Here is a 26,257-nt window from a genome sequence, read left to right on the forward strand (position 1 = left end):
TTTTATCCCAGTTGAACAGGGAGTTAACGGTCCGGCTTGCCCTTTGTCCAGGTGGGGTTGGCGCTGAACAAGGGTACAGTGGAAATGGCCATCTTGGCCGACGCGTCCTTCACCTGGCGGCTGTAGACGACATAGATCAGGGTGTCGTTGGCCCGGTCATAGATGCGCCGGACGGCGATGGACTTGAAGATCAGGCTCTTGCGCTCGGAAAACACCTCCTCCCCATGCTTGGAGGTGTCGATCTTGCCGATGACGATGGGACCCGTCTGTCGGCACGAGATCGAGGTGTTGGACGGATCCTCGAACCAGTTGCCCTTGCGCAGCCGGTCGATGACGCTGCGGGAGAAACTGACGATGTGGCAGGTGACCCCTTGAATGTCGGGGTCAGGCACGGCCTCCACCGTCAGCTCGTTACCTGTCCAATCGTTGCTGAACGATCCCACCTCATCGGCCCGCACCGCGCCGGGCACGACGGAAAGGCCCACCACCAGGGCCGCGACAGCCCCCGCCGCCAGCAGGCGCCTCAATTGGTCAACTCTTCCATGGTCTGGCGGACGATCTGGACGATCTGGCCACCACGGCCGGCCACGTCGAACCCGGCGGCGTTGCTGATGACCGACAGCTCGATTTCCGTCGTGGGGGCGTAGCGCGCGATCTCCGCCACCACGCTGTTGGACAGGATCTCCTCCTTGTCCACGCCCAGCGCCTTGGCGACATCGGTGCGCCAGCTGTTGATGGCCGATATGATGGCCAACTCGATCTGGGCGGTTTCCTCCTTGCGGCGCAGGTCGCGGTATTGGACCAGCACCCGCCAGGCGCCGTCGGCATAGGCAGTATCGATGCGCGAGACTTCCACCGTACGCAGGAACGAGGCCAGGCGGGTCTCGTCCTCGTCATGCACGGCGTCACGGATGGAGAAGGTGCGGATTTCCAAGGTCATGCCCAGTCCCGGTCAGAGTAGCCCGGATGGTCCGCCCGGCGCCGAGGCCGGCGGGCCGCTTCCGTGGATAAGTGGCAATATAACCGAGGCCGGGCCGCTTTACAGGGGGCTGAGGTCCCGACGCGTTGGTTTTTCGGGTTGGGTTTGCGGTTTTTCGCCTCGCGCCCGCGGGCGGATTTCACTAATAGCAGCCAGATCGTTCATCGGCCGACGCAACACCGGTGCCGCCGCCGCCGCTAAAGGGAAAACGACCATGCCCACGATCCACGTTATCGACGCCGATGGCGCGGAGCACGTCCTCGAGGGGGACGTGAAGGCCTCCCTCATGGAGAACCTGTGCGATCACGACTTGCCGCTGGACGCCGATTGCGGCGGCTCTTGCGCCTGCGCCACCTGCCACGTCCTGGTGGACCCCGACTGGGCCGCCCGCCTGGCGGCCCCCAGCCTGGATGAGCAGGCGCTGCTGGAGGAGGAGGCGAGCTACCAGCCCGGCCGGTCGCGCCTGTCCTGCCAGATCGATTTCCGGGCCGAGCTTGACGGCCTGCGCGTGACCCTGCTGCCCCGCCGCTGAAGCGGGCGGCATCGCTAAAAACGAAGGGCGCCAAAAAACGAAGGGCGCGGACCTTGGACAGGTGCCGCGCCCTTCGCTTTTCACCACGCCGGCTCAATGGCCGGCGGGGCCTTACTTGGAAGCCAGCACCCGCTCGGACGCCAGTTCCGCCAGGATGCTCCAGCGGGACAGCGAGATGAAGTGGGAGTAGACCAGGCCCAGGTAGCCGCGCTTGCGCCACTCCAGGAACACGTCGTCCGGCAGCTCGTTGAACTTCTTCTCATCGATGATGGTGAAGCCGGTCAGCGTCATGCGGCTGTTGTCGTGCGACAGCGTCAGGTCCAGGCGCTGTTCCACCAGCAGGCCACGGTCGAACAGTTCCTTGCAGAAGGCGCTGGTGGCGACGGCGGACTGGTTGAAGGTGGCGCAGAAGTTTAGGGCGTCGTTGCCCGCCGGGCCGGCCTTGTCACCCTCGAACAGGGGGACGTCGCCGTCCGGACCCACCAGGTTGGCGTCCTCTTCCAGGCACAGCACCAGGCGCTCACGGTCCGGCGTCTCCATCATCAGGAAGGGATAGCGGCGGACATAGGCCGGGATCGGCGTGTTCTTACGCCAGTTGCCCTCGGCGTCCACGAACAGGTTCTCGTCCGGGCGCACACCGGTCAGCACCACGGCGGCCGGGTTGTTGCCCAAGGTGAAGACGATGGGATAGTGGCCGTTGAGGGAGATGAACTCCTCACCCACGATCGGAATGGCGTTGGCGCCGGCGGCATAGGAGAACGTACGCTGCTGCTTCAGCTTCCAGTCACGGTGACGGCTGATGTCGACGGGAACGGGCTCCCGATAGAACGGGGGCATCTGGCCGGCATCGTTGGCGGCGGCGGCGTCGGTCATGGCAAAAGTCCTGATTTACCGGTTAAATTCCACTGACCGGGAATTGGACCCTGATACGCGCGCCCTCTCCCCCGACAGGATGGGCTTTGAAGTGCCGGAATTGTATGCGCAAGTCAACAGCGCCGCGACCCAGCCATGACTTCAGCGCGTGACAAGATGTGACGCCGCCATGAGGCGGCGGGCCGCGCCGTGGAGGCGCAACGGGGGTTCACCGGCTGCGCAGCATCGCCTTGACGCGCTTGGCCCCCACCTCCTGCTCACCCAGCCAAATGACCAGCGTGGCTGAGCCGGACATGACCTGCAGCACCTTCTCCGCCTTGGCGGGTATGCGAATCTTCCGCGTCATGCAGTAGTTCACCAGGGCCGCCGCCACTTCCATCTCGGCGTAGCTGGTTTCGAACACCGTGCCGTAGTCGTCCTCGATGGGCAGTTGGACGATTACCGGGGGCCCCTCGACAATGACGGGGTCCTTGACCATGCCCACGGGCAGCTTGCGGTTGAGACGGCCCGTGAATTCCACGATCGCCGTCGTCAGCTCCCGGTCAGTGAAGCTGATCGCCCGCAATTCCTGCATGCACCGTCCCCTTGGATACATTAACCCCTGAGTGGGGCCGCCCCTGAGTTGGGGCGCGGCATCATATAGGCGACGCGTCCGCCAAGTCACCCCATCGCAAGGATCATAATCATCCCGGCCCATGACGAAAAAGGCCGGAACCCACCAGGTCACCCTGGCAGGCACCGGCCTTCAGCGTCATGGGTATGGATGGGGATCAGGCGACCTTGGCCATGCCCTGGGCGCGGCCGGCGGCCAGGCGCTCCCGCGCCATCTGGTCGGCGACCTCGTTGGTGGGACGGTCCTCGGCGTCGGCGCGGCGGAAAATGTCCGCCAGCGTGCCATGGATGGCCTCCACCTTGGCCAGGATGGCGTCCTTGCTGTAGGCGCCGCCCACCTCGCCGGCCACGTTGATGATACCGCCGCCATTGATGACGTAGTCGGGGGCGTACAGGATGCCCAGGCCGCGCAGCTGGCGACCGACGGCGTCCACCGAAAGCTGGTTGTTGGCGCCGCCGGCCACCACCTTGGCCTTAAGCTGGGTCAGCGACTGCTCGTTCAGCACGCCGCCCAGGGCGCAGGGGGCGAAGACGTCGACATCCTGGGCGTGGATGACCGACGGTTCCACCGCCGTGGCGCCATGGCGGTCGACCACCCGCTTCACCTGGTCGGCGAAGATATCGCTGACGACCAGGATGGCGCCGTCATCCGCCAGGCGCTGGCACAGGTGGCTGCCGACATTGCCCAGGCCCTGCACGGCCACGCGCACGCCCTTCAGGCTGTCCGTGCCCAGGCGGTGCTGCACCGCCGCCTTGATGCCCAGATAGACACCATAGGCGGTGAAGGGCGACGGATCGCCGCTGGCGGCGGCGCCGTGGTTCAGGCCGGCCACATGCTTGGTTTCACGGCCCATGACCTGCACGTCGGCAACGGTGATGCCCACGTCTTCCGCCGCGATGTAGCGGCCACCCAGGCTTTCCACCATGCGGCCGAAGGCGCGGAACAGGGCGTCGGACTTGGCGGTCTTGGGATCGCCGATCAGCACCGACTTGCCGCCCCCCAAGGGCAGGCCCGCCATGACGTTCTTGTAGCTCATGCCGCGCGACAGGCGCAGGACGTCCTTCACGGCGTCGGCCTCGGTCGCGTACGGCCACATACGGCAGCCGCCGCAGGCGGGCCCCATCGTGGTGTCATGGACGGCGATGATGGCCTTCAGGCCACTCTCCGGGTCACGGCCGAACAGGACCAGTTCGTGATTGTCGAAATCCGGAGCGTCGAACAGCATGGGGGCACTCTCCTGCCTGGTGCCCGGAACCAAGGGCGCCGGGCCGGTGATCCCGCCCCATTCCCATAGGACGGGGGCGGAACTGTCTGCGCGACGAAGCTTAGGGGGCAGGACGGGCCGGGTCGATTTCGTTGTTTTATTGCGCGGCGCAGCTTTGGCGAACCCGCAGGCGCCCGCCGCGTAATGTCCTGTCGCGCCTGCCCGGGAGCAAGCGCCTTGGCGGGGAAAGGCCCGTCAGCGGCCGACGCGCAGTCCCGGCGGGCGGCTGGGACGGGCGGCGCCATCCCCCAGGCGGGGCATGACCCGGCCATCGGGAAGGCGGCTGTCCTCCCCGCTCAGCGACGGTTCACGCCGCGCGTCGGCGGGGCGGCCGCGCTTGGGCGCCTTCCGGCTGGGGCGGCGGCCGCTCCACCACCAGATGCCGGCCATCAGCGCGAACAGGGCGCCAACGAAGCCCAGAAGCGCGTTGCGCGCCCAATCCGGGGCGGTGATCTCGGTCGGCGCCTGTTCCGGCGTGTCGCCGGTGGACTGTGTCTCCACCGCGATGCGGCCGGCGCCGGTGGGGCTGGACGCGTCCTGACCCACCGCCGGCTGACCCCCGGCCGGGGCGTCGCCGGGACGCTGGGTCACGGAGGGCGGCGACAGGTCCGCGGGGGCGGACGGCGTGGCGGACGGCGTCCGCGATACGCTCAACACGGTGCTTTCCTGGCCCTGCGGTCCCCGTTCGACGCCGACGGCGGAGCGGGCGGCCTTGGGCTGCACATCCTCCTCCTTCAGGCGCGGTTGCGAGGCCTTGGCGCGGCTGGTGGGGTCGGCCAGGTTGCCCACGGTCTTGTCCACCGGACGGCCTTCCATCATGCGGGCGATGGTGTCCTGGTCCAGCTTGCCCGTCACCTTCAAGCCCTCGGCCTTCTGGTACTGGCGCAAGGCCGCGATGGTCGGCGGGTCCATGCGCGAGGTGGCGCGGCCCTCATACAGCTCTTTTTCCTTCAGGATGTTCTGGGCCCACTGGATGGTGGCGCTGTTGGGCTCCCCCCGTTGGCGTCGGCAGGGGCGGCCCACGCCTGGCCGGCGCCGGCCGTGATCAGCATCACCGCCAGGATGGCAGAGGCGAACAGGGGCCGGTGGGCGTTGGACATCGTGAAACGATCCTTTTTCCAGGTCATGCAAGGCGGCCTGATGGGGGCAAGCACCGGGCAAATCAACGGGCCGCGGCTGTCCCAAGCGTGTTACAATTCATGCCGCTTTGCCATGCGCATTTTAGCCGCCGACCCCCGTGCATGCTGCATTGCACCGGAAAGACGGTGCCGCCGGAACCGGAGGAACATCAAGACCAATTGGGTATGCCTGACGGCGACATGATGACCATGCGACTATAAGCGTTGCCAAAATCACCCCGGATTGTGGGTAAATAATGGCACGGGCGGGCCCAAGACCCCCGTGGCGCATGCCAAATAACATAATAAACCAAGCGAACTAACGGAAAAGGCCTATGACCGCGCATCCCGAAACCGAAAACTGGCAACTTGAAGACACGCCCGTTCTGGACCGTGGCGTTCTGACCGCCCACATGAACGACCTGGGCGTCGATTTGGTCCGCCAGATCGCGGAGAAATATCTGGAGGATGCGCCGAGCAGCGTGGCCGCCGTGCAGGCGGCGCTGGAGGCGCAGGATCTGCCGCTGCTGCAGCGGCTGATCCATCGCCTGGGTGGCGGCGCCCAGACCGTGGGCCTGGCCGCCCTGTCGGCGCAGGCCAAAAAGGCGGAACACGCCTTGCGCCAAGGGCAGAGTGAGGAGGGTCTGCGCGAGGCGACCCGCCTGCTGGCGCGTGTGAACAGCGACCTGAAGGCGCTGGAGGAATTCCGCGCCGCCCTCAAGGGCTGATGACCGACACGGGTTGGGCCCAATCCGAAAAGGATCGGGCCCGATGGTGCTTAGAGCGTGCGAAGCGGTGCGGCGACTTACACCGGGCCGGTGACGTCGGCGCCCAGGCGGTAGCCCAAGCCCTTCTCCGTCAGGATCAGACGCGGCTGGGCGCCGCCGTCGTTCATCTTGCGCCGCAGGCGGCTGACCAGCACATCGATGGTGCGGTCGCTGGGGTTGCGGTCGGTGCCGCTGACGGCGTCGATCAGCTGGTCGCGGGTGACCACCCGGCCGCCCGAACGGACCAGCAACGCCAGCAGTTCGAATTCACCGCGCGTTACGCGCACTTCCATGCCCTGCGGATCGATCAGGCGGCGGCGCGCCAGGTCGATGGTCCAGCCGCCGAAGCGGCGCACCGTGCCCTCGGCCCGGCGCATCTTGCTGGGATGGGTGCGGCGCAGCAGGTTGCGCGCGCGGGCCAGCAGCTCCCGCGGGTTGGGCGGCTTGGTCACATAGTCATCGCCACCGGTTTCCAAACCGAAGACGCGGTCGTCCTCATTGGCCCGGCGGGTGACGATGATGATGCCGACGTTGGAGATCTCGCGGATGTCGCGGGCGATGGAAAACCCGTCCTCGTCCGGCAGCTCGATATCCAACAGCACAAGGTCGGGGGGCTGCCGGATGATGGCTTCCCGCGTCTGCTTGCCATTGGCGGCCTCGGCGATCATGAACCCGGCCTGATGAAAGTACCCTGCCAGCAAGGCCCTGGTCGCCGGCTCGTCCTCAACGATCAGGACCAGCGGCGCTTCCACACTCTCCGTCATGACTCTTCCAACCCCCCTGCCGGCCATTGCCCCAAATGCACCGCCGGACGTTGGCGACAGAATGTCTCTCGCGGCCTGTTAACGCAAGTCCCTGGCGAACCAAGGCCGTATGGCCTTTTCCTAGGGAAAAAGGCCGAGGCGAAGCCACGAAACCTATCCAAAAAAGCATAGGGCGGGCATCGCGGACAATCACCGCGAGCACCCGCCCCATGCCGGACCCTACCGCCGGAGGATCGTCAAGCCCGAGTCTTTGCCCGAGTCTTGAGGAGGAAGAGGTAAGGGGTCAGCCGCCCAGCCCCAGCAGGTCGGCATTGCCGCCGAAGGCGGTGATGTTGACGGTCAAGGTCTTTTCCGTGGCGAAGCGCAGCAGATAGTGCGGGCCGCCGGCCTTGGGGCCCGTGCCGGACAGGCCGTGCCCGCCAAAGGGCTGCACGCCGACGACGGCGCCCACCATGTTGCGGTTGATGTAGGTGTTGCCGCAGTTCAGGCGCTTGAAGATTTCCTGCGCCCGACCCTCCAGCCGGCTGTGGACGCCCAGGGTCAGGCCATAGCCGGTGGCATCGATGTCGGCCAGCACCTGGTCCAGGCTGTCGGCCTTCCAGCGCACCAGATGCAGGATGGGGCCGAACACCTCGCGCGGCAGGCGCTTCAGGCTGTCGATCTCATAGAGGCGGGGACCGAAGAAGGTGCCGTTGGCCAGGGCCGCGCCCGGGTCGCAGGCATGAATGAGCTTGGCCTCGCGGTCCATGCGCGCGGCATGGGCCACCAGGATATTACGGGCGTCCTCATCGATGATGGGCCCAACGTCGGTGGCCAGATCCAGCGGATCGCCCAGGGTGACCAACTGCATGGCGCCCTTCAGCAGGTGCGCCATCTGGTCGGCCACGTCGTCCTGCACGAACAGGACGCGCATGGCGGAGCAGCGCTGCCCCGCCGACTGGAAGGCGGAGGTGATGCAGTCGTCCACCACCTGTTCCAGCAGGGCGGTGCTGTCGACGATCATGGCGTTCTGGCCGCCGGTCTCGGCGATCAGGGGGACGATGGCGCCGTCGCGGGCCGCCAGCGCCCTGTTGATCAAGCGGGCGGTCTCGGTGGAGCCGGTGAAGGCCACGCCGCCGATGCGGGCGTCGGCCACCAGGGCCGCCCCCACCGTTTCGCCATCGCCCGGCAGCAGGTGCAGGATGTCACCCGGCACGCCGGCCTTGTGGAACAGGCGCACGGCGCGGGCGCCGACCAGGGTGGTCTGCTCCGCCGGCTTGGCCGCCACGGCGTTGCCGGCGGCCAGGGCGGCCGCCACCTGGCCGGTGAAAATGGCCAGCGGGAAGTTCCACGGGCTGATGCAGACGAAGGTGCCGCGGCCATGCAGCGACAGCTCGTTGCTTTCGCCCGTCGGGCCCGGCAGGCGGGTGGGCGCGCCGAACTGCTTGCGGGCGAGGTCGGCGTAGTAGCGGCAGAAATCCACCGCCTCGCGCACCTCGGCGACGGCGTCGCCCCAGGTCTTGCCCGCCTCGCGGATCAGGATGCCCAGCAGGGCCGGGGTGTCGGCCTCCAGCGCGTCGCCCATGGCGTCCAGGATGCGGGCGCGGCCCTCGCCGCCCAGGGCGTCCCAGCCGGGCTGGGCCTTGGCGGCCAGCGCCAGGGCGCGGTCGATATGCTCCGCCGTGGCGTCGGCGGTGGTGCCCACCGTGCGGGTGCGGTCGGACGGGTCCAGCACCGGCCGGGCCTTCTGGCCGGCCAGATCCTGGCCGCCGACGATGGGGCCGGCCGTCCAGGCCTGGGCCAGGGCGGCGTCGATGCCGGCGCGCAGGGTCCGCACCGTGGCCTCATCCGTCAGGTCGACACCGCGGGAGTTGGCGCGGTCGCCGCCATAAAGCTTGTCGGGGGTGGGGATACCGGCATGGCGCAGCACGGGCAAAGCCTCCAAAAGGGCGATGGGGTCGGCAACCACCTGGCCCACCGGGATGGCCGGGTCCATGTAGGCGTTGACGAAGTTGCTGTTGGCGCCGTTCTCCAGGAGACGGCGGACGAGATAGGGCAGCAGGTCCTCATGCGTGCCGACGGGCGCGTAGATGCGCACGCGCGGCACGTTCTTCAGGCGGTCGCGCGCGGCGGCGTACAGCAGGTCGCCCATACCGTGCAGGCGCTGGAACTCCAGGTCGCGGTTGTCGCCCGCCAGGTGCAGGATGGCGGCGATGGTGTAGGCGTTGTGGGTGGCGAACTGCGGATAGATGGCGTCCTTGGCCGCCAGCATCCGCCGCGCGCACACCAGATAGCTGAGGTCCGTGGCCGCCTTCTTGGTGTAGACGGGATAGTCGGCGTGGCCCTGGGTCTGGGAGAACTTGATCTCCGTGTCCCAATAGGCGCCCTTCACCAGGCGCACCATCAGCCGGCGCCCGGCGGAACGGGCCAGCGCCGCCAGCCAGTCGACCAGATGGGCGGTGCGCTTCTGATAGGCCTGGATGGCCAAGCCCAGGCCGTTCCAGCCGGCGAGGTCGCCATCGCGCGCCAGGGCTTCCAGCAGGTCCAGCGAGATGTCCAGGCGGTCCGCCTCTTCGGCGTCGATGGTCAGGTTGATGTCCCAGCGCTTGGCCGCCAGACACAGGTCCTTCACCCGGGGCAGCAGCTGGGCCATGACGTCGGCGCGCTTGGCGAAGACATAGCGCGGGTGCAGGGCCGACAGCTTGATGGAGACGCCGGGGGCGGCATAGGGCCCACGGCCGGCCGCCGCCTTGCCCACCGTGTCGATGGCGTTGAGATAGGACGCCTGGTAGCGGTCCGCCTGTTCCCAGGTGCGCGCCCCCTCGCCCAGCATGTCATAGGAATGGACGGTGCCCTCGGGCTTGGCCTTCTTCGCCTCGGCCACCGCCTCGGCGATGGTGCGCCCCATGACGAAGTGTTCGCCCATGACGCGCATGGCCTTCATCATGGCGGCGCGGATGACGGGCTCGCCCGAGCGCTGGACCAGACGGCGCAGCAGGCCGGGGGCGTCACCCTGCTTCTTGGTGTCGACCTCCACCACCCGGCCGGTCAGCATCAGGCCCCAGGCGGCGGCGTTGACGAAGGCGCTGTCGGACTGGCCCAGGTGGTGGTCCCACTGGCCCTTCGTGATCTTCTCGGCGATCAGCCGGTCGGCCGTGGCCGGGTCGGCGATACGCAGCAGGCACTCGGCGATGCACATGAGGGCGATGCCCTCCTGGTTGGACAGGCCGAATTCCTGCATGAAGGCATCGAGCGGCCCCAGCTCCGACCGGCGGGCGCGGGCGGCGTTCACCACGTCCACCGCCTGGGCGTCGATGGTCCGGCGCTCCTGCGTCGTCAGGCCGTGCGCCGCCAGCAGGGCGCGCACCGCAGTCTCCTCATTCAGATGCTTGGCCCGGCGCAGGGCCGCGCGGGGGCCGTCAAGATCGGGCGTGGCCGGGGAGGAAGAGCTGGACGGGGCGGTCGCCTGGTACATGACACTGCCTGGGGCTGGGGTGGGCGGTTGATGTCGCGGATTATGGCGAGATCATCGGCATATTTCCCGCCAATTTAGGGCATTTTTCAGTATATCATCCGGTCATGGGGCCCTTCGGACGATGAAAATATGACCCGCCAAACCGCCGACCAGTTGGACCGCATCGACCTGAACATCCTGCGCATCCTGCAGGAGGATGGACGCCTGTCGAATGTGGAGTTGTCGCGCCGCGTGAACCTGTCCCCCACCCCGTGCCTGGAGCGGGTGCGGCGCCTGGAACGCGACGGCTATATCCAGGGCTACGCGGCGCGGCTGGACCCGGAACGGCTGGGCCGCAGCCTGATGGCCTTCATCGAAGTGCGGTTGGACCGCACCAGCCCCGACGTCTTCAAAATCTTCGCCGACGCCATCGCCCCCATGGACGAAATCCAGGAATGCCACATGGTGGCCGGCGGCTTCGACTACCTGATCAAGGTGCGGGTGGCCGACATGGCGGCGTACCGCGCCTTCCTGGGCGACAAGCTGTCCAGCATCCCGGGCGTCGCCCAGACCCACACCTATATGGTGATGGAGGAGGTGAAGTCGACGGCGGCCATCCCGGTGCCGGTGCGGTGAAAATTAACCATCTTTGGAATCTGCGGAGGCTGTTGTCGCCTTGCGCTGCTCAGCTTTCTCTGACCAAGAGGCGAACCAGAAAATACCCAGAACCGCAGCAGCCGCTAATGTTATTGAATATATAAATAAAAAATTCCCGACAAACCAGAACAACTCCCCCAAATATTTCCTTAAAAAAATGGTGAGCGAGTTTTTTGAAAATGATTCAATGTTGACAATTGTCAATATGCCTGAAATAGGCCTGGATTTTGCCAGAATAGCATATAACAAAGCACTTACTTGGACCAAAAGAAAATGGACAAATGTTGATAAAATCTGACTGAACGGACTTGGCCTCCCACTTTTAGGCTTCCGACGTAAGGCGGAGATAAAAGAACTATCTCCCCAAGCAGTTAATATGGCTACACCGCCAAGCGTGAACCCTAACATGTTAGGCAATATCGAGAGAGGGGCATCCCACCACCCAACCGATGGATTATCAGGAAGCCCACTCTTATGCCAGGAAGGCCAAGTTATAATTGTTATTATTAGCGACATGTGCGCATATGGCGACGCAATAACAGCCTTTAAGCCTCCATACACAGCCCAATAGCTGGCAAGCTTATCATAAACACTCCTATACGGCCTAAAAAAGCTCATTATAGCCTTCGAAGAGAGACCATAAATTTTTCAGCAACGTTCCAGAACGCTGCCCTTGCAAGCGTAAGCTTAGGATCATAACGACCCGAAACTATCATAGGAATATCTTTCGACGACATCTCAACTAAATTTCCACTTTCGTCCCGACCTCGGGCCTGGACTTTACCATTCCGCAAAGCAACCTCAGCTATTTTTTTTGTACTCTCCGCTGGCGTAAAAGATTTACCAGGAACTGCGGAATAATCTAGTATTAATTTCTTAGCATTCTGACTATCAAGCAGCTCTTCTATTTCCTCATCAAGATCAAGATCGTCGGCATTTGGCCTCTGAATTTCTATTACTAAAGACCTGATATTATAAATAGAAAATATCTTTGACAATCCTTCTTTATCACCAATTACATCGACAGAAACATGCCCGAAGTCTTTTATTATTTCATCATCATGAAAGAGAATATCTAAAAATTTCTCTACGGAATATGGGCTGATCGGCCGATCACCACCTTCTTTTTCGAATGCGAATATATGCCCATCAACAAAGAACATAAAATCAAACGAAACGTAATTCGGCTTCATGAATGGCGGTATATTAATAGACCTGACATCGCCATCATCCGCCTTTTCGAGATTTTCAGAATCAAACCATGGCTGATTCATATCTATTTCTGTGAATCTCGCCACAGAACCGGTGATTACATTGCTAGAATCAGAGTACCTAAGAGAGCTGAGCAATAAATGCTGATCTCCACGAATTCGAATAGGCCGCTTTAATTGGAAAGCGCGAAAGAAAAGATCAACATAGAGTTGACTGGAATGCGGATGCAGTCGCACATTTACACCAGCGACCACAATACGTTTATGACGCGCCATTCTTATTGCCCCATCCATAATGCGTATTTCTATATATTGCCTCTTGAAGCAAATATGTCAACTAATATTAGCACATTGACTATCTATAACAACATAAGGTGGGTAACCATCCCCTCCGCCGCCGCCGCCGCCCCGCTGAAGCAGGCCTGCAGCAGATAGCCGCCGGTGGGTGCCTCCCAGTCCAGCATTTCCCCCACGGCGAAGACGCCGGGCAGGCGGCGCAGCATCAGGTGCTCGTCCAGTTCGGTCAGCTTGATGCCGCCGGCGGTGGAGATGGCGCGGTCCATGGGGCGGATGGCGGTCAGGGTGATGGGCAGGGCCTTGAGGCGCTGGGCCAACGCGACCGGGGTGGCGAGATCGGCGGCCGGGACGCCTTCCCGCAGCAGGGCGGGGATCACGCCCTCCATCCCCAGGGCTTTGCGCAGGCGGTTCTTCAGGCTTTCGGACGGCGGCGCACGGCCCAAGCGCGCCGTGATGGCGGCCAGATCCAGGTCGGGCTTGAGGTCGATGTGCAGCACCGCTTGGCCGTCGCGGGCGATGGCCTCCCGCAGCGGCGCGCCCAGGGCGTAGAGGGCGCCGCCCTCCAGGCCGGTGCGGGTCACCACCGCCTCCCCCCGGCTGGTCCGGCCGGCGAAGGACAGGGCGATGCGCTTCAGGGGCAGGCCCTCCGCCCGCTCGATGAAGGCGGGGGACCAGGCGACGTCGAAGCCGGCGTTGGCGGCACGGAAAGGAGCGAGGTCGATGCCCTTCGCCGCCAACAAGGGCGCCCAGCCACCGTCGGAGCCCAGGCGCGGCCAACTGGCGCCGCCCAGGGCCAGCAGGGTGGCGTCCGCCGGCACCGCCAGCGGCCCCTCCGGCGTGTCGAAGGCCAGCGCGCCGCCGTCGGTCCACCCGGTCCAGCGGTGGCGGGTCTTCAGCGTCACGCCCAGCCCGTCCAGCCGGCGCAGCCAGGCGCGCAGCAGGGGGGAGGCCTTGAGGCCCACGGGGAAGACGCGGCCGCTGCTGCCCACGAAAGTCTCGATACCCAAGCCATGCACCCAGGCGCGCAGGTCATCCGGCGTGAAGCGCCGGATCCACGGCGCCACCACCGGCGCCGCCGCGCCATAGCGGGTGAGGAAGCGGTCCAGCGGTTCGGAATGGGTGATGTTCAGGCCACCGCGCCCGGCCATCAGGAACTTGCGCGCCGGTGACGGCATGGCGTCATAGACGGTGACGGCGATGCCCTTGCCAGCCAACGCCTCGGCCGCCATGAGGCCGGCGGGGCCGGCACCGATGATGGCGACCGATGGGCGTCCCCGTCCCGCTTTTTCCGCCGTTTGCGGCACCGCTCAACCCTTTCTCAACACTCTTAGCCGCTTCTAGGCATGGCGACCCGCCGCCGTCAATGCGCGCGACCCGGCATGGCCCCCGGCACGGGTCCCAGCACGGGCCGTCAAAAGGCGGGTGGCGCCTGCGCCCGACGCATCACATAAAGACATCTTTATGTTTGCATCTGTATCCCCACATCACTAGGGTGGCGAACATTGTTACCTGAGAACCGGCGGCTTCGACGCCCGAAGGCCCGCCGGTGGAGTGCAAGGATCATGGCCCTGACCCGTTCCGAACGCCTGGCCCGCCTGCCGGACCTGCTGAAGCAGCGCATCCTGGTGCTGGATGGCGCCATGGGTACCATGATCCAGGGCTACAAGCTGGATGAGGCCGGCTATCGCGGGGAGCGGTTCAAGGATTGGCACCGCGACGTGCGCGGCAACAACGACCTGCTGAACCTGACGCAGCCGCAGATCGTGCGCGAAATCCACCAGCAGTATTTCGACGCCGGCGCCGACATTGTCGAGACCAACACCTTCAATTCCACCAGCATCAGCCTGGCCGATTACGGCATGGAGGATCTGGCGTACGAGTTCAACAAGGCCGGCGCCGCCCTGGCCCGCGCGGCCGGCGACGCGCTGGAGGATGCCGACCCGTCGCGCCCGCGCTATGTCGCCGGCGCCATCGGCCCGACCAACCGCACCGCCTCAATCAGCCCGGTGGTGACCGACCCCGGCTTCCGTAACGTGGACTTCGATGAGCTGCGCGCCGCCTACCGCACCCAGGTGGAGGGCCTGATCGACGGCGGCGCCGACATGCTGCTGGTCGAAACCATCTTCGACACCCTGAACGCCAAGGCCGCCCTGTTCGCCGTCGAGGAGGTGCTGGAGGAAAGGGGGCTGGAACTGCCGGTCATGATCTCCGGCACCATCACCGACCGCTCCGGCCGCACCCTGTCCGGCCAGACGACGGAGGCCTTCTGGAACAGCCTGCGCCATGTGAAGCCGTTGAGCATCGGCCTGAACTGCGCGCTGGGCGCCGACCTGATGCGCCCGTATGTCCAGGAACTCAGCCGCATCGCCGACACCTATGTCAGCGCCCACCCCAACGCCGGCCTGCCCAACGAGTTCGGCGGCTATGACGAGACGCCGGAACAGATGGCCGACGCGCTGCGCCACTGGGCCGGCGACGGGCTGGTGAACATCGTCGGCGGCTGCTGCGGCACCTCCCCCGTCCATATCCGCGCCATTGCCGAGGCGGTGAAGGGCATCACCCCACGACCGCCGGCCGACCGCCCGGCGCGCATGCGCCTGGCCGGGCTGGAGCCGTTCGAGATGCCGGCGTTCTGATCCACCCCACCCAGACCCCAGCGCCTCACCCCTCGTTTCGCTTCCGGAATCAGCCGCCATGACCCAGCCCCGCACCGCCGTCTTCATCAATGTGGGTGAGCGCACCAACGTCACCGGATCGGCCAGGTTCAAGAAGCTGATCCTGAACGGCGATTACGAGGCGGCCCTGGCCGTCGCCCGCCAGCAGGTGGAGGGCGGCGCCCAGATCATCGACGTGAACATGGACGAGGCCATGCTGGACAGCGAGGCCGCCATGGTCCGCTTCCTGCGCCTGATCGCCTCGGAACCGGACATCGCCCGCGTGCCGGTCATGATCGACAGCTCGAAATGGAGCGTGATCGAGGCGGGGCTGAAAAACGTCCAGGGCAAGGCCATCGTCAATTCCATCAGCCTGAAGGAAGGCGAGGACGCCTTCATCGCCCAAGCGCGCAAGGTGCGCCGTTATGGCGCCGCCGTGGTGGTCATGGCCTTCGACGAGAAGGGCCAGGCCGACACGGAGGAGCGCAAGGTGGCCATCTGCCGCCGCAGCTATGACGTGCTGGTCAACAAGGTTGGCTTCCCGCCCGAAGACATCATCTTCGACCCCAACATCTTCGCCGTCGCCACGGGCATCGAAGAACACAACAACTACGCCGTCGACTTCATTAACGCCACGCGCCGCATCCGGACGGAGCTGCCGGGCGCCCATGTCTCCGGCGGCCTGTCCAACGTCTCGTTCAGCTTCCGCGGCAACGAGACGGTGCGCCAGGCGATGCACGCCGTGTTCCTGTACCACGCCATCGCCGCCGGCATGGACATGGGCATCGTCAACGCCGGCGAGCTGCCGGTGTACGAGAACATTCCGGCCGAGCTGCGCGAGCGGGTGGAGGACGTCATCCTCAACCGCCGCGAGGACGCCACCGACCGGCTGCTGGAAGTGGCGGAGAAGTACAAGGGCGGCGGCGCCAGGAAGGAGGCGGACCTCAGCTGGCGCCAGGCGCCGGTGAACCAGCGCCTGACCCACGCCCTGGTGCATGGCCTGACCGACTGGATCGACGAGGATGTGGAGGAGGCGCGTCAGGCCGCCGACCGCCCCCTGTCGGTCATCGAGGGCCCGCTGATGGACGGTATGAACGTGGTCGGCGACCTGTTCGGCGCCGGCAAGATGTTCCTGCCCCAGGTGGTGAAGTCGGCCCGCGTCATGAAGAAGGCCGTGGCCTACCTGCTGCCCTACATCGAGGCGGAGAAGGACGGCGCCGCCAACCGCAGCAACGGCAAGGTGCTGCTGGCCACCGTGAAGGGCGACGTGCACGACATCGGCAAGAACATCGTCGGCGTCGTCCTGCAATGTAACAATTACGAGGTCGTGGACCTGGGCGTCATGGTGCCCTGCGCCCAGATCCTGGAAACGGCGCGCAAGGAAAAGGCCGACATCATCGGCCTGTCCGGCCTGATCACCCCGTCGTTGGACGAGATGGTGTTCGTGGCCAAGGAGATGCAGCGCGAGGGCTTCGACCTGCCGCTGCTGATCGGCGGCGCCACCACCAGCAAGGTGCACACCGCCGTCAAGATCGACCCGGTGTACCAGGGGCCCGTCGTCCATGTCATCGACGCCAGCCGCGCCGTGGGCGTGGCCGGTAACCTGGTCAGCCTGGCGGCCAAGGCCGACTACATGCAGAATGTGAAGGGCGATTACGCCCGCATGCGCGAGGCGCACGCCCGCGCCCAGGCCAACCGCGCCCGGCTGCCCCTCGCCGATGCCCGCGCCAACCGCGCCAAGCTGGACTGGACGGCATACGAGGCGCCGCAGCCGCTGAAGCCCGGCCTGACGGTGTTCGAGGATTACGACCTGGCGGAGCTGGTGTCGCGCATCGACTGGCGCCCCTTCTTCCAGGCCTGGGAACTGGCCGGCACCTTCCCCGCCATCCTGGAGGACGCCGTGGTGGGCGAGGCGGCGCGCAACCTCTACGCCGACGCCCAGGCCATGTTGCAGCGGATCATCGGGGAGAAGTGGCTGACGGCCCGCGCCGTCATCGGCTTGTGGCCCGCCAACGCCGTGGGCGACGACATCGAGGTCTATGCCGACGCCAGCCGCACGACGGTGACGGCCACGCTGCACACCCTGCGCCAACAGATGGCGCGGGAGGCCAGCCGCGACCGGCCGCATCTGGCCCTGGCCGACTTCGTGGCGCCCAAGGAGACGGGTGTCGCCGACTGGATCGGCGGCTTCGCCGTCACCGCCGGCATCGGGCTGGAGGAACGGGCCAAGGCCTTCGAGGCGGCGCATGACGACTACAGCGCCATCCTGCTGAAGGCCCTGGGTGACCGCCTGGCCGAGGCCCTGTCGGAGCGCATGCACGAGCGCGTGCGCTCCGAACTGTGGGGCTATGCCGCCGGCGAGGATTTGAGCAACGAGGATCTGATCGCGGAAAAGTACCGCGGCATCCGCCCGGCCCCGGGCTACCCCGCCTGCCCCGACCATACGGAGAAGGGCATCCTGTGGCAGTTGCTGGACGCGGAGAAGAACGCCGGCGTCACGCTGACCGAAAGCTACGCCATGACCCCCACCGCCGCCGTCAGCGGCCTGTACTTCGCCCATCCGGACGCCAAGTATTTCGGCCTGGGCAAGGTGGAACGCGACCAGGTGGCGGACTATGCCGCGCGCAAGGGCATGGACCTCGCCACCATGGAACGCTGGCTGGCCCCCAACCTGAACTATGAGCCCACCGCCGCCGGGGACGCGGCGGCGGCGTAAGGCTGCACCCCCGGCGTTTCCAGGACAGGCCCGCCACCAGGACGGCGACGCGGGGCGATGGCGCCAAGATGAGCCAGTTGGGTACGGAAGGCGTTGCGGGTCATGCCCAGGCTTTCCGACGCCCGCATCTGGTTCCCCTCGGCAAGTTCGAACGCGCTGCGCACGGCGGTCTGAACCAAACGTTCGTAAATATCGGGCTCGCCATCGGCGACGGCGCGGGCGACCAGTGCCCTGACCGCTCTTTCCAGATCATGGGGGGGCGGTTCCCTCGTGGCGGGTCCGCGGCCGTGCGCTTCGCAGCGCAGCCGTATATCATCCGGAACGATCAGCGGGCCAGGGGCCAGCAAGACGGCGTTGTGCAGCACATTGCCCAACTGACGGATATTGCCCGGCCATGGAGAGCGGGCAAGCTGGTCCAGCGCCTCCGCACTCAGCGTCAAATCCGGCCGACCGAGCCGTTCCTTGTGGAGATCGACGAAATGTCGGGCCAACGGCGGAATATCGCCCGGCCGCTCGCGCAACGGGGCCAACCGGACCGAGGCCACGTTCAGTCGGAAATAGAGATCCTCCCGGAAGCGTTTGGCCTCGACCGCCGCCTCCAGGTCAACGTTGGTGACGGCGATGACGCGGACATCGATGGGAATGGCCTTGCGCGAACCGACGCGCACCACCTCGCGTTCCTGTAACACGCGCAGCAGCTTAACCTGAAGGGCGGGCGGCAGGTCGCCAATCTCGTCAAGCAGGAGGGTGCCGCCGTCGGCCACCTCGAACCAACCGGCCTGCGTTTTATGGGCGCCAGTGAAAGCCCCTTTCTCGAAGCCGAACAGGTCGGCCTCCGCCAGCGTGTCGGTAAACACACCGCAGTTGACGGCGACGAAGGGGCCCGTGGCGCGGTGGCTGCGGCTGTGGATGTAACGGGAGACAAGTTCCTTGCCGGTACCGGTTTCGCCGAACACCAGAACCGTGGCGTCGCTGGGAGCCAGCCGGTCGAGATCAGCCTGCAACCGTTGCGACTGCGGATCCTGGAACACCATTGCGGTGTCGCTGATCCCAGGCTTGCGCGCATGGCTGGCCGGGTCGAACACAAGGGCGCGGCGCTGTTCGTCGCCAGCGACATCGGCAGGTGTCGAGGCGGACCAGCGGTCACAGGGTAGGATCCTGGTCATAAGGGCTCCTGCGTCCTGGGGTGGGTATCGTCGAGCCATCCCGACAATTGCCCGTTCTGGGTGTTGGTAAACGCAGAAATATCACACAAATAATTGGTTTATATAATCGTTATTTGACAGCTCAATATGCATATCTCCTGCTGCATGCGCACCAGCGTCAATGTTATTTCTGTTGCGTTTGCAGCAGGAGAGGCTGCACGACTAGAGGAATTATATTTAAATATCAATGCATTAACTCATTGGCACATCCCTTGCCATTAAGGACCGACCTGTGTGGCAATGGAGATTGTGTAAAATGGGCAAGATCAAGGTCGTTACCATTTCCGGCAATTTCGGCGCCTGGTCCCGCACCCGCGTTCTAATCGACACCGTGGTGGAAAGGATCGAGGCGCAAATCGCCATCCAGCGCACCGACATCGTGGTCGGGGATCTGGCACCGGACTTGGGAGCGCTGACCGATCCGAAGGCGATTCCGCCACGCGTGGCCGGGGCGCTCGCCGCTATCACCGGCGCGGACCTGCTGGTGGTCGGCTCCCCCGTCTACAAAGGCGCCTACACGGGCCTATTCAAGCATCTGATCGATTTCATCGACCCGACCGCGCTGGACGGCGTGCCAGTGGTGCTGACCGCGACCGGCGGCAGTCCGCGCCACGCCCTGGTGATCGAACACCAGTTGCGCCCGCTGTTCGGCTTCTTCCTGGCCCACACCATCCCGACGGGGCTCTTCGCCCAGGACAGCGACTTCACCGACTACCGCCTGACCAACCCCGAGATCGCCACCCGCGCCGCTCGTGCCGCTGAGGAGGCGGTGCGCATCGTCGCCCTTGGCCAGCCCGCCATCCCGGACGCCGCCTGACCCCTCCCCCTTCTTTTGAGATTCCGTCATGACCGCCACCAAGATCGCCACTCCCGACGCCGTGAAGTTCGCTTATTGGGTCCCGAACGTGTCGGGCGGCCTCGTCATCAGCAAGATTCCCCAGCGCACGAGTTGGGATATCGACTACAACCGCAAGCTCGCCCAGATCGCCGAGCAGGCCGGTTTTGAGTATGCCCTGACACAGATCCGCTTCACCGCCGGCTACGGCGCTGAAAACCAGCATGAATCCGTCGTTTTTTCCCACGCGCTGTTGGGGGCTACGGAAAAGCTGAACGTCATCGCCGCGGTGTTGCCCGGCCCCTGGCATCCGGTGCTACTGGCCAAGCAGGTCGCCACCATCAGCCACGTCACCAAAGGTCGCATCGCCGTCAATATCGTCAGCGGCTGGTTCCGGGGCGAGTTCCAGGCGATCGGTGAACCTTGGCTGGACCATGACGAGCGTTACCGCCGCTCCGAAGAGTTCATCCGCGTCATCCGCGGCGTCTGGTCCCAGGAGCGTTTCTCATTCAACGGCTCCTATTACCATTTTGAGAACTACGCCTTGAAGCCCAAACCGTTGGCGCCGCTGCCGGAGGTCTTCCAGGGCGGCAGTTCCCGCGCCGCCCGCGACATGGCGGCGCGCGTGTCCGATTGGTATTTCACCAACGGCAATACGCCGGACGGGATCAAGGCGCAGATCGACGACATCCGCGCCAAGGAGGCCGGCACCGGCCACCGCGCCAAGATTGGCGTCAACGCCTTCGCCATCGTCCGCGAGACCGAAGAGGAGGCCCGCGATGTCCTGAACGAGATTCTGGAAAAGGCCGATCCCGAAGCGGTCAAGGGCTTCCATCATGAAGTCCAGAACGCGGGCAACGCCTCACCGGAGCGGGAGGGCAACTGGGCCAAGTCAACCTTCGAGGATCTCGTCCAGTACAATGACGGCTTCAAGACCAATCTGATCGGCACGCCCCGCCAGGTGGCGGAGCGCATCATTGAGCTGAAGGCCATCGGCGTCGACCTGGTCCTGCTCGGCTTCCTGCATTTCCAGGAGGAGGTCGAGTATTTCGGCAAACACGTCATCCCGCTGGTCCGCAGGTTGGAAGCGGCCAACGCCCAAGCCGACGTCGCTGGCGACGCCGCCTGACCAACCCCACCGTAAACAAACCACAGACGAAGGATACGAGGAAATGACCACCGCCATCCTCGAGGCTCCCACCACTGCCACCCGTCACACCGCGGATGCCGCCACGCCAAGGGGCGTGCCTGGCCTGCCACGGCCCACCAAACCCGCCCACATCATCAAGGACGATGCCGAAGCGATCTCCGTGGCCGAGAGGCTGGCCCGCGACGTCGCGGACACCGCCTCGAAACGCGACCGAGAGCGGCTGCTGCCGGTGGCGGAACTGGACGCATTTTCGCAGAGCGGCCTGTGGTCAATCAATGTGCCAAAGGCCTTCGGTGGACCGGAGGTATCTTATGCCACGCTGGCCAAGGTGGTGCAGATCGTGGCGGCGGCCGACCCGTCATTGTCGCAGATCTCGCAAAACCATTTGGGCGTGGTCGCCGCGATCCGCACCGTGTCTGATGAAGCGCAGCAACGCCTGTTGTTCGGCGAGGTGCTAAAAGGCATCCGCTTCGGCAACGCCTTTTCCGAGTTCGGCACCAAGCGCGCGGCGGAGTTCGCCACACGCTTCGTCGATGATGGTGACCATGTGCTGGTGACCGGCCGCAAGTTCTATTCGACCGGCGCCCTGCTCGCCCACTTGGTCCCCATCGTCGCGGTGGATGACCAGGGCCGCGCCTGGTACGCCATCGCCGAGCGTGGCGCCCCCGGGCTGACGGTGATCGATGACTGGTCGGGTTTCGGCCAGCGCACCACAGCCAGCGGCACGGTCATGCTGGACAAGGTCAAGGTGCCGAAGACCCACCTGGTACCCGGCTACAAGGGCTACGAGGTGCCAACCGCCGATGGCGCCATCTTCCAGATCATTCAGGTCGCGGTGGACAACGGCATCGCCGAGGCGGCCATCCGCGATACGCTCGAGTTCGTACGTACCCGCAGCCGCCCCTGGGTAGACAGCGGGCAGGATCGGGCGTCGGACGATCCCTACACCATCCAGGCGGTCGGCCGTTTGACCCTGCGGCTACACGCGGCCGAGGCCCTGCAAGAAAAAGCTGGCCTCGCGGTGGACGCCGCTGTCGCCGCCCCTGGCACCGAGACCGTCGCCAAGGCCCAGCTTGCAGTGGCCGAGGCGAAGATCCTCAGCACTGAGATCGCGTTGGAAGCAAGCAACACCCTGTTCGAACTGGCCGGCACCCGCTCGGTCCTGGCGGAGCATAATTTCGACCGGCATTGGCGCAACGCCCGTACCCACACGCTGCATGACCCGGTCCGCTGGAAGTACGCAATTCTCGGCAACCACGCCTTGAATGGCATCAATCCGCCACTGCACGCCTGGAGCTGACAGGGGCATCACCAGGGCGGCGGACATGCGGGCGATTCCGACTGACCGCCGCCCTGGATCGAATTTCCAAGCGCTTAGGAAATAAGCCATGCCGCCCCCGCGCGCCTAATCCTCCGGCCAAATATCGGTTTGGCGATAGGCGCAGTTATAGCCCCACACCTTGCCATTCCAGGTGAGCCGCCCGTCACTTGGGCCGCCGTCGAAGTCGCCCTCACCGGCGGGGCCGAAGCGTTGGGCGAAGGCCGCGCGGATATCGGGTCGGCAGTCGCCCGCGCTGGTGAGGGACCACAAGGTCGCCGGCCTTCTGGTGTTCCACACGATGGGGGAACCGGTGCCGGTGGTCGCCGCCGGTTCCGGTGCCGGCCGGTCGATCCGGCGTACGGAGGAAATGGCCTGGTCCAGGCCGATGCGGGACAAGTCGTTGATGACATCCCAAGCGCTGACCGTCACGCAGTCACGACAGCCCGCGTGGCGGCACACCTCCCACGTTCCGCCCGTGACCGTCAGGGACCGTGCCCGGTCGTTCCAACCGCTGCCGGCCAGGTTCTCGACATCATCCTCAATATCGAGGGTGCTTCCGCCCCGGTCCTGTCCCGAATACAGGATGATCCCGGCGTCGTACGCCCATGCGGTCCCCGTCCCGGACAGGGCGGCACCCAACGCCAGACCCGTGGCAATCAGCAGCCGGGCGGTGACACCTGACATTCCCGTCCCCCATCATCACTGCCAGATGTTGATCTGCTCCGGCGTGCAGCGGTAGTGCCAACGATCCCCATTCCAGAAGATGCGGCCTTCCCACTCCTCACCCCGGAAATTGACGTCGCCCGGCGGGCCGAAGCGCTGGACGAAGGCGTCATAGATGCGGCGGCGGCAATCGCCCATGGGTGGGGGCCCGTCGCGCCGATCGTCATTCCAGGTGATGCCACCCCCGTAATTGGGCGGGGGTGGCGGGGGCTGGTCATAAACCGGCGGACCGGAGGGACCATTGTTCCAGGTGATGCCGCCGCCATAGCCCGGCGGCGGGCCATAGGCGGGCGGTGGCGGCGGGTCGTAGACGGGCGGCGGGGGCGGTTCCGGCTGGTAATAGCGGCCGTCGATCTGCCGGGCGGAGGAGATGGCGTTGTACAGCCCGATCTCACCCAGATCACCGATGCGGGTGCCGCGGCCCACGCGCTTGCAGTTGCGGAAGCCGGAGTCCTTGCACACCTCCCACTCGCCTGAGCGCACGATCATGGATTTGGCGCGGTCGTTCCAGCGCCCCATGTCGGCCAGGTTTTCCACGCCATCGCGGATGGTCAGCGCGTCGCCCCGGAAGAAGGCTTCGGAATACAGGGTGATTTCCCCCGCCAGCGCACCGCCAGCGGTCATTAGGGTGCCGGCCAGCACGGCCGCCCCCATCACTCGGTGCATCAATCGTGTCATGACGGTCCACCCTGTCGCCCGGCCCGACGGCATGTGCCGCCCGGCCCATTCAGTACCGGCCCAATTCCTTGCAATCATCGTTCGCAAGAATGCCTGCCGGCGGATTTAACCTAAAGCCAGGAGAATGGCGAGCCCGTGGCGGCGCGGTGGCATCATCCGGATTTCAGGTCGCGCCGGGAACCGCTCAGGCGGCCTTGGGCGCCCGCACCCCCAGCATATGGCAGATGGCGACCGTCAGGTCGGCGCGGTTCAGGGTGTAGAAGTGGAAATCCCGCACCCCTTCCCGCTCCAGCCGCAGGCACTGCTGCACGGCAACGGTGGCGGCCACCAGCTGGCGGGTTTCCGGCTCCGCGTCCAGGCCGCCGAACAGGTCCGCCATCCAAGCGGGCACGGCGCAGTTGCACTTGGCGCCCAATTCCACGGCGCGGCCGAAATTGGTGATGGGCAGGATGCCCGGCACGATGGGGATGTCGATGCCGGCCGCCGCCACCCTGTCGCGGAAGCGCAGGAACTTGTCAGTATCGAAGAAGAACTGGCTGATGGCGCGGGTGGCGCCGGCGTCCACCTTGCGCCGCAAATTGTCGATGTCGGCGGCGGCGCTGGCGGCCTCCGGATGGGTTTCGGGGAAGCAGGCCACGGAGATTTCGAAATCAGCCACCCGCTTCAGCCCTGCGACCAGATCGGTGGCGTAGGCATAGCCGCCGGGGTGGGGCTGATAGCCGCTGCCGCCCAGGCCGCCACTGCCATCCGCCGCCTGGGGCGGGTCACCGCGAAGCGCCACGATGTGGCGGATACCGGCGTCCCAATAGGCGCGCGCGATGGTGTCGATCTCCTCCCGCGTGGCGGCGACACAGGTCAGGTGGGCGGCTGCAGGAATGCCCGTCTGCTGCTGGATGGCGGTGACGGTGGCGTGGGTGCGCTCCCGCGTGGAGCCGCCGGCGCCGTAAGTGACCGAGACGAAGGCCGGGGACAGCGGTGCCAGGCGGTGAATCGCCTGCCACAGCGTCTGTTCCATCTTTTCCGTCTTGGGCGGGAAGAATTCGAAGCTGACGCGCAGGTCCCGCGGCACGGTCACCAGCGGCTCCCCTCCACCCAGGGCCCCACCCAGGGCACGGTCGGTGTCGGCGCTTTCGTTCACGATGGTCATGGCGGCTTCTCGGGGTTCTCGGAATGTCAGGAGGCGGGCCGCTGGCCGGACCACAGGGTCACGGTCAGGGGGGTGCCAGGCAGATGCACGGGTGCCGCCGCCATCAGACCGGCGTTGGCGAACCATTGCGCCATATCCGCATCGGTGAAGCCCAGGCGGCGATGGGCGTGGTCGGTCCGCAGGTTCTCCAGGGCGTGGCTGGCGAAGTCGACCACAACCAGGCTGCCGCCGGGGCGCAGCACGCGCGCGGCCTCGGCCAGCACCTCCTGCGGTTCCTCGGCATAATGCAGCACCTGGTGGATGATCACCATGTCCTGGCTGCCGGTGGGAACCGGCACCTGGTACATGTCCGCCAGACGGACCTGGACATGGCGCAGGCCGGCCTTTTCCAGGTTCGCCCGGGCCACCGCCAGCATCTCGCGCGAGGCGTCGATGCCCAGGGCCCGGGTGACGTGGGGGGCGAACAGCTCCAGCATGCGGCCGGTGCCCGTGCCGATGTCCAGCAGATCGCCGATACCGCCGGCGGGCACCAGGGCCAGCAACGCCTGCTCCACCTCGCGCTCCGGCACATGCAGGCTGCGCACCTCGTGCCAACGGGCGGCGTTATCACGGAAATACTGGGCCGCCGTCTCCTGGCGCGCGCGCTTGATCTGGTCCAGCCGTTCCAGATCCAGCGCCAGGCCCGGATCGTCCGCCGGGATGGCATCCACCAGGGTACGGGCCAGTTCCGCGACCGCCCCGCGTTCCGCCAGTCGGTAATAGGCCCAGATGCCCTCGCGGAAGCGGTCCAGCAGGCCCGCGTCGCACAACAGTTTCAGGTGGCGGGACACGCGCGGCTGGCTCTGCCCCAAAATCTGGGTCAATTCGCTGACCGTCAGCTCACCATGGGCACACAGGGCCAGCAAGCGCAGGCGCGTCGGTTCGGCCGCCGCCTTCAATGCCCCCAGCAGAAAATCCATGGTCCACCAAATCCCGCGCCGTCGTTATCGCTGGATCGTTTGTACATATAAAGATGTCTTTATGCGAGAAAATTCATGCCGCCGCCGGGCCCCGTCGGATCGACATCAGGGCGGGGTGTTGCGGGAGGCCTACGACGGGACGCCGAGCGCTCCAGGCGCCGTCCCGGCACCCCCTCGCCGGATGGCTGAATCCTATATCGAAGGTTGGATAGAAAATGGCCCCACCCTGGCCCACCTCATAGTGGTGCCTGGATTTGGCCACAAAGTATGCCAATCATTCCCCCCAGTAACCAACTTAACCGTGGGTTGACGCATGCGCCTCATGTCGCTGACCGTGCCGGATGGGTCCTTGGCTTCCAGC

Annotated in this window: 24 protein-coding genes; 9 read left to right on the top strand and 15 right to left on the bottom strand. The window is 65.5% G+C overall.

Annotated features, from left to right (window positions below):
* Positions 1–23 precede the first annotated feature (23 nt).
* Together UCD39_RS15955 and UCD39_RS15960 are read right to left on the bottom strand one after the other, a co-directional pair.
* Positions 24–527: a CreA family protein gene (locus tag UCD39_RS15955; protein WP_330496934.1), complete on the bottom strand. Its 504-nt coding sequence runs from the start codon at positions 525–527 to the stop codon at positions 24–26.
* A complete protein-coding gene (locus UCD39_RS15960; protein WP_330496935.1) occupies positions 524–940 on the bottom strand; it encodes an HRDC domain-containing protein in 417 nt (138 codons plus the stop codon). Before UCD39_RS15960 ends, UCD39_RS15955 begins: the two co-directional genes overlap by 4 nt.
* 253 nt (positions 941–1,193) lie before the next feature.
* Here UCD39_RS15960 and UCD39_RS15965 point away from each other — a divergent pair, with 253 nt between their 5' ends.
* On the top strand, positions 1,194–1,511 hold the full coding sequence (locus UCD39_RS15965) for a 2Fe-2S iron-sulfur cluster-binding protein (protein ID WP_330496936.1): 318 nt from the start codon (positions 1,194–1,196) through the stop codon (positions 1,509–1,511).
* Between the two features lie 111 nt (positions 1,512–1,622).
* On the opposite strand, the gene UCD39_RS15970 is transcribed toward UCD39_RS15965, so the two are convergent.
* From UCD39_RS15970 to UCD39_RS15985, 4 genes are all read right to left on the bottom strand, one after another.
* Positions 1,623–2,384, bottom strand: coding sequence for a SapC family protein (locus UCD39_RS15970; RefSeq protein ID WP_145736126.1), 762 nt, complete (start codon positions 2,382–2,384; stop codon positions 1,623–1,625).
* Positions 2,385–2,592: 208 nt separating this feature from the next.
* Positions 2,593–2,958: a hypothetical protein gene (locus tag UCD39_RS15975; protein WP_330496937.1), complete on the bottom strand. Its 366-nt coding sequence runs from the start codon at positions 2,956–2,958 to the stop codon at positions 2,593–2,595.
* A gap of 196 nt (positions 2,959–3,154) precedes the next feature.
* Positions 3,155–4,222: a Glu/Leu/Phe/Val family dehydrogenase gene (locus UCD39_RS15980; protein WP_330496938.1), complete on the bottom strand. Its 1,068-nt coding sequence runs from the start codon at positions 4,220–4,222 to the stop codon at positions 3,155–3,157.
* Positions 4,223–4,456: 234 nt separating this feature from the next.
* A complete protein-coding gene (locus UCD39_RS15985; protein ID WP_330496939.1) occupies positions 4,457–5,284 on the bottom strand; it encodes a peptidoglycan-binding protein in 828 nt (275 codons plus the stop codon).
* 430 nt (positions 5,285–5,714) lie between these two features.
* Here UCD39_RS15985 and UCD39_RS15990 point away from each other — a divergent pair, with 430 nt between their 5' ends.
* Entirely contained in the window at positions 5,715–6,107 is a 393-nt protein-coding gene (locus UCD39_RS15990; RefSeq protein WP_330496940.1) for an Hpt domain-containing protein, read from the top strand.
* A gap of 77 nt (positions 6,108–6,184) precedes the next feature.
* Here the strand turns inward: UCD39_RS15990 and UCD39_RS15995 are convergent, their stop codons facing one another.
* Both UCD39_RS15995 and putA read right to left on the bottom strand, forming a co-directional pair.
* Entirely contained in the window at positions 6,185–6,910 is a 726-nt protein-coding gene (locus UCD39_RS15995; protein WP_145736117.1) for a response regulator transcription factor, read from the bottom strand.
* Positions 6,911–7,193: 283 nt separating this feature from the next.
* Positions 7,194–10,364 (bottom strand): bifunctional proline dehydrogenase/L-glutamate gamma-semialdehyde dehydrogenase PutA, encoded by a 3,171-nt coding sequence (gene putA, locus UCD39_RS16000; RefSeq protein ID WP_330496941.1) that lies wholly within the window; start codon positions 10,362–10,364, stop codon positions 7,194–7,196.
* 129 nt (positions 10,365–10,493) lie between these two features.
* On the opposite strand from putA, the gene UCD39_RS16005 reads away from it, so the two are divergent.
* Positions 10,494–10,979, top strand: coding sequence for an Lrp/AsnC ligand binding domain-containing protein (locus UCD39_RS16005; protein WP_040843736.1), 486 nt, complete (start codon positions 10,494–10,496; stop codon positions 10,977–10,979).
* A 13-nt stretch (positions 10,980–10,992) separates the two neighbouring features.
* Positions 10,993–11,298, top strand: a complete 306-nt coding sequence (locus UCD39_RS16010) for a hypothetical protein (protein ID WP_330496942.1) — start codon at positions 10,993–10,995, stop codon at positions 11,296–11,298.
* A gap of 319 nt (positions 11,299–11,617) precedes the next feature.
* Here UCD39_RS16010 and UCD39_RS16015 read toward each other — a convergent pair whose 3' ends face one another.
* Complete coding sequence (locus UCD39_RS16015; protein WP_330496943.1) at positions 11,618–12,487, bottom strand: DUF4747 family protein; 870 nt, start codon at positions 12,485–12,487, stop codon at positions 11,618–11,620.
* A gap of 83 nt (positions 12,488–12,570) precedes the next feature.
* Positions 12,571–13,812: a TIGR03862 family flavoprotein gene (locus UCD39_RS16020; RefSeq protein WP_330496944.1), complete on the bottom strand. Its 1,242-nt coding sequence runs from the start codon at positions 13,810–13,812 to the stop codon at positions 12,571–12,573.
* A 258-nt stretch (positions 13,813–14,070) separates the two neighbouring features.
* On the opposite strand from UCD39_RS16020, the gene UCD39_RS16025 reads away from it, so the two are divergent.
* Together UCD39_RS16025 and metH are read left to right on the top strand one after the other, a co-directional pair.
* Positions 14,071–15,144 (top strand): homocysteine S-methyltransferase family protein, encoded by a 1,074-nt coding sequence (locus UCD39_RS16025; RefSeq protein ID WP_330496945.1) that lies wholly within the window; start codon positions 14,071–14,073, stop codon positions 15,142–15,144.
* A 58-nt stretch (positions 15,145–15,202) separates the two neighbouring features.
* Positions 15,203–17,878 carry a methionine synthase gene (metH, locus tag UCD39_RS16030; RefSeq protein ID WP_330496946.1) on the top strand — a complete coding sequence of 892 codons (2,676 nt, stop codon included), beginning with the start codon at positions 15,203–15,205 and terminating at the stop codon, positions 17,876–17,878.
* Here metH and UCD39_RS16035 read toward each other — a convergent pair.
* On the bottom strand, positions 17,839–18,963 hold the full coding sequence (locus tag UCD39_RS16035; RefSeq protein ID WP_330496947.1) for a sigma-54 interaction domain-containing protein: 1,125 nt from the start codon (positions 18,961–18,963) through the stop codon (positions 17,839–17,841). The genes metH and UCD39_RS16035 overlap by 40 nt on opposite strands.
* Before the next feature lie 376 nt (positions 18,964–19,339).
* Between UCD39_RS16035 and msuE the strand changes: the two genes are divergently transcribed.
* The 3 genes from msuE to UCD39_RS16050 are packed head-to-tail and all read left to right on the top strand — an operon-like array spanning position 19,340 to position 22,368.
* A complete protein-coding gene (msuE, locus tag UCD39_RS16040; RefSeq protein WP_330496948.1) occupies positions 19,340–19,900 on the top strand; it encodes an FMN reductase in 561 nt (186 codons plus the stop codon).
* A gap of 28 nt (positions 19,901–19,928) precedes the next feature.
* Positions 19,929–21,047: a dimethylsulfone monooxygenase SfnG gene (gene sfnG / locus UCD39_RS16045; protein WP_330496949.1), complete on the top strand. Its 1,119-nt coding sequence runs from the start codon at positions 19,929–19,931 to the stop codon at positions 21,045–21,047.
* 43 nt (positions 21,048–21,090) lie between these two features.
* Entirely contained in the window at positions 21,091–22,368 is a 1,278-nt protein-coding gene (locus UCD39_RS16050; protein WP_330496950.1) for an SfnB family sulfur acquisition oxidoreductase, read from the top strand.
* 105 nt (positions 22,369–22,473) lie between these two features.
* Here UCD39_RS16050 and UCD39_RS16055 read toward each other — a convergent pair whose 3' ends face one another.
* From UCD39_RS16055 to UCD39_RS16070, 4 genes are all read right to left on the bottom strand, one after another.
* Positions 22,474–23,073 (bottom strand): beta/gamma crystallin-related protein, encoded by a 600-nt coding sequence (locus UCD39_RS16055; protein WP_330496951.1) that lies wholly within the window; start codon positions 23,071–23,073, stop codon positions 22,474–22,476.
* Between the two features lie 15 nt (positions 23,074–23,088).
* Complete coding sequence (locus UCD39_RS16060; RefSeq protein ID WP_330496952.1) at positions 23,089–23,790, bottom strand: beta/gamma crystallin-related protein; 702 nt, start codon at positions 23,788–23,790, stop codon at positions 23,089–23,091.
* Positions 23,791–23,974: 184 nt separating this feature from the next.
* Positions 23,975–24,937 (bottom strand): methylenetetrahydrofolate reductase, encoded by a 963-nt coding sequence (gene metF / locus UCD39_RS16065; RefSeq protein WP_330496953.1) that lies wholly within the window; start codon positions 24,935–24,937, stop codon positions 23,975–23,977.
* 26 nt (positions 24,938–24,963) lie between these two features.
* Positions 24,964–25,896 (bottom strand): ArsR/SmtB family transcription factor, encoded by a 933-nt coding sequence (locus UCD39_RS16070; RefSeq protein WP_330496954.1) that lies wholly within the window; start codon positions 25,894–25,896, stop codon positions 24,964–24,966.
* Positions 25,897–26,257 lie beyond the last annotated feature (361 nt).

It is taken from the genome of Nitrospirillum karajorum (assembly GCF_036348415.1).
Classification (GTDB): Bacteria; Pseudomonadota; Alphaproteobacteria; order Azospirillales; family Azospirillaceae; genus Nitrospirillum; species Nitrospirillum amazonense_B.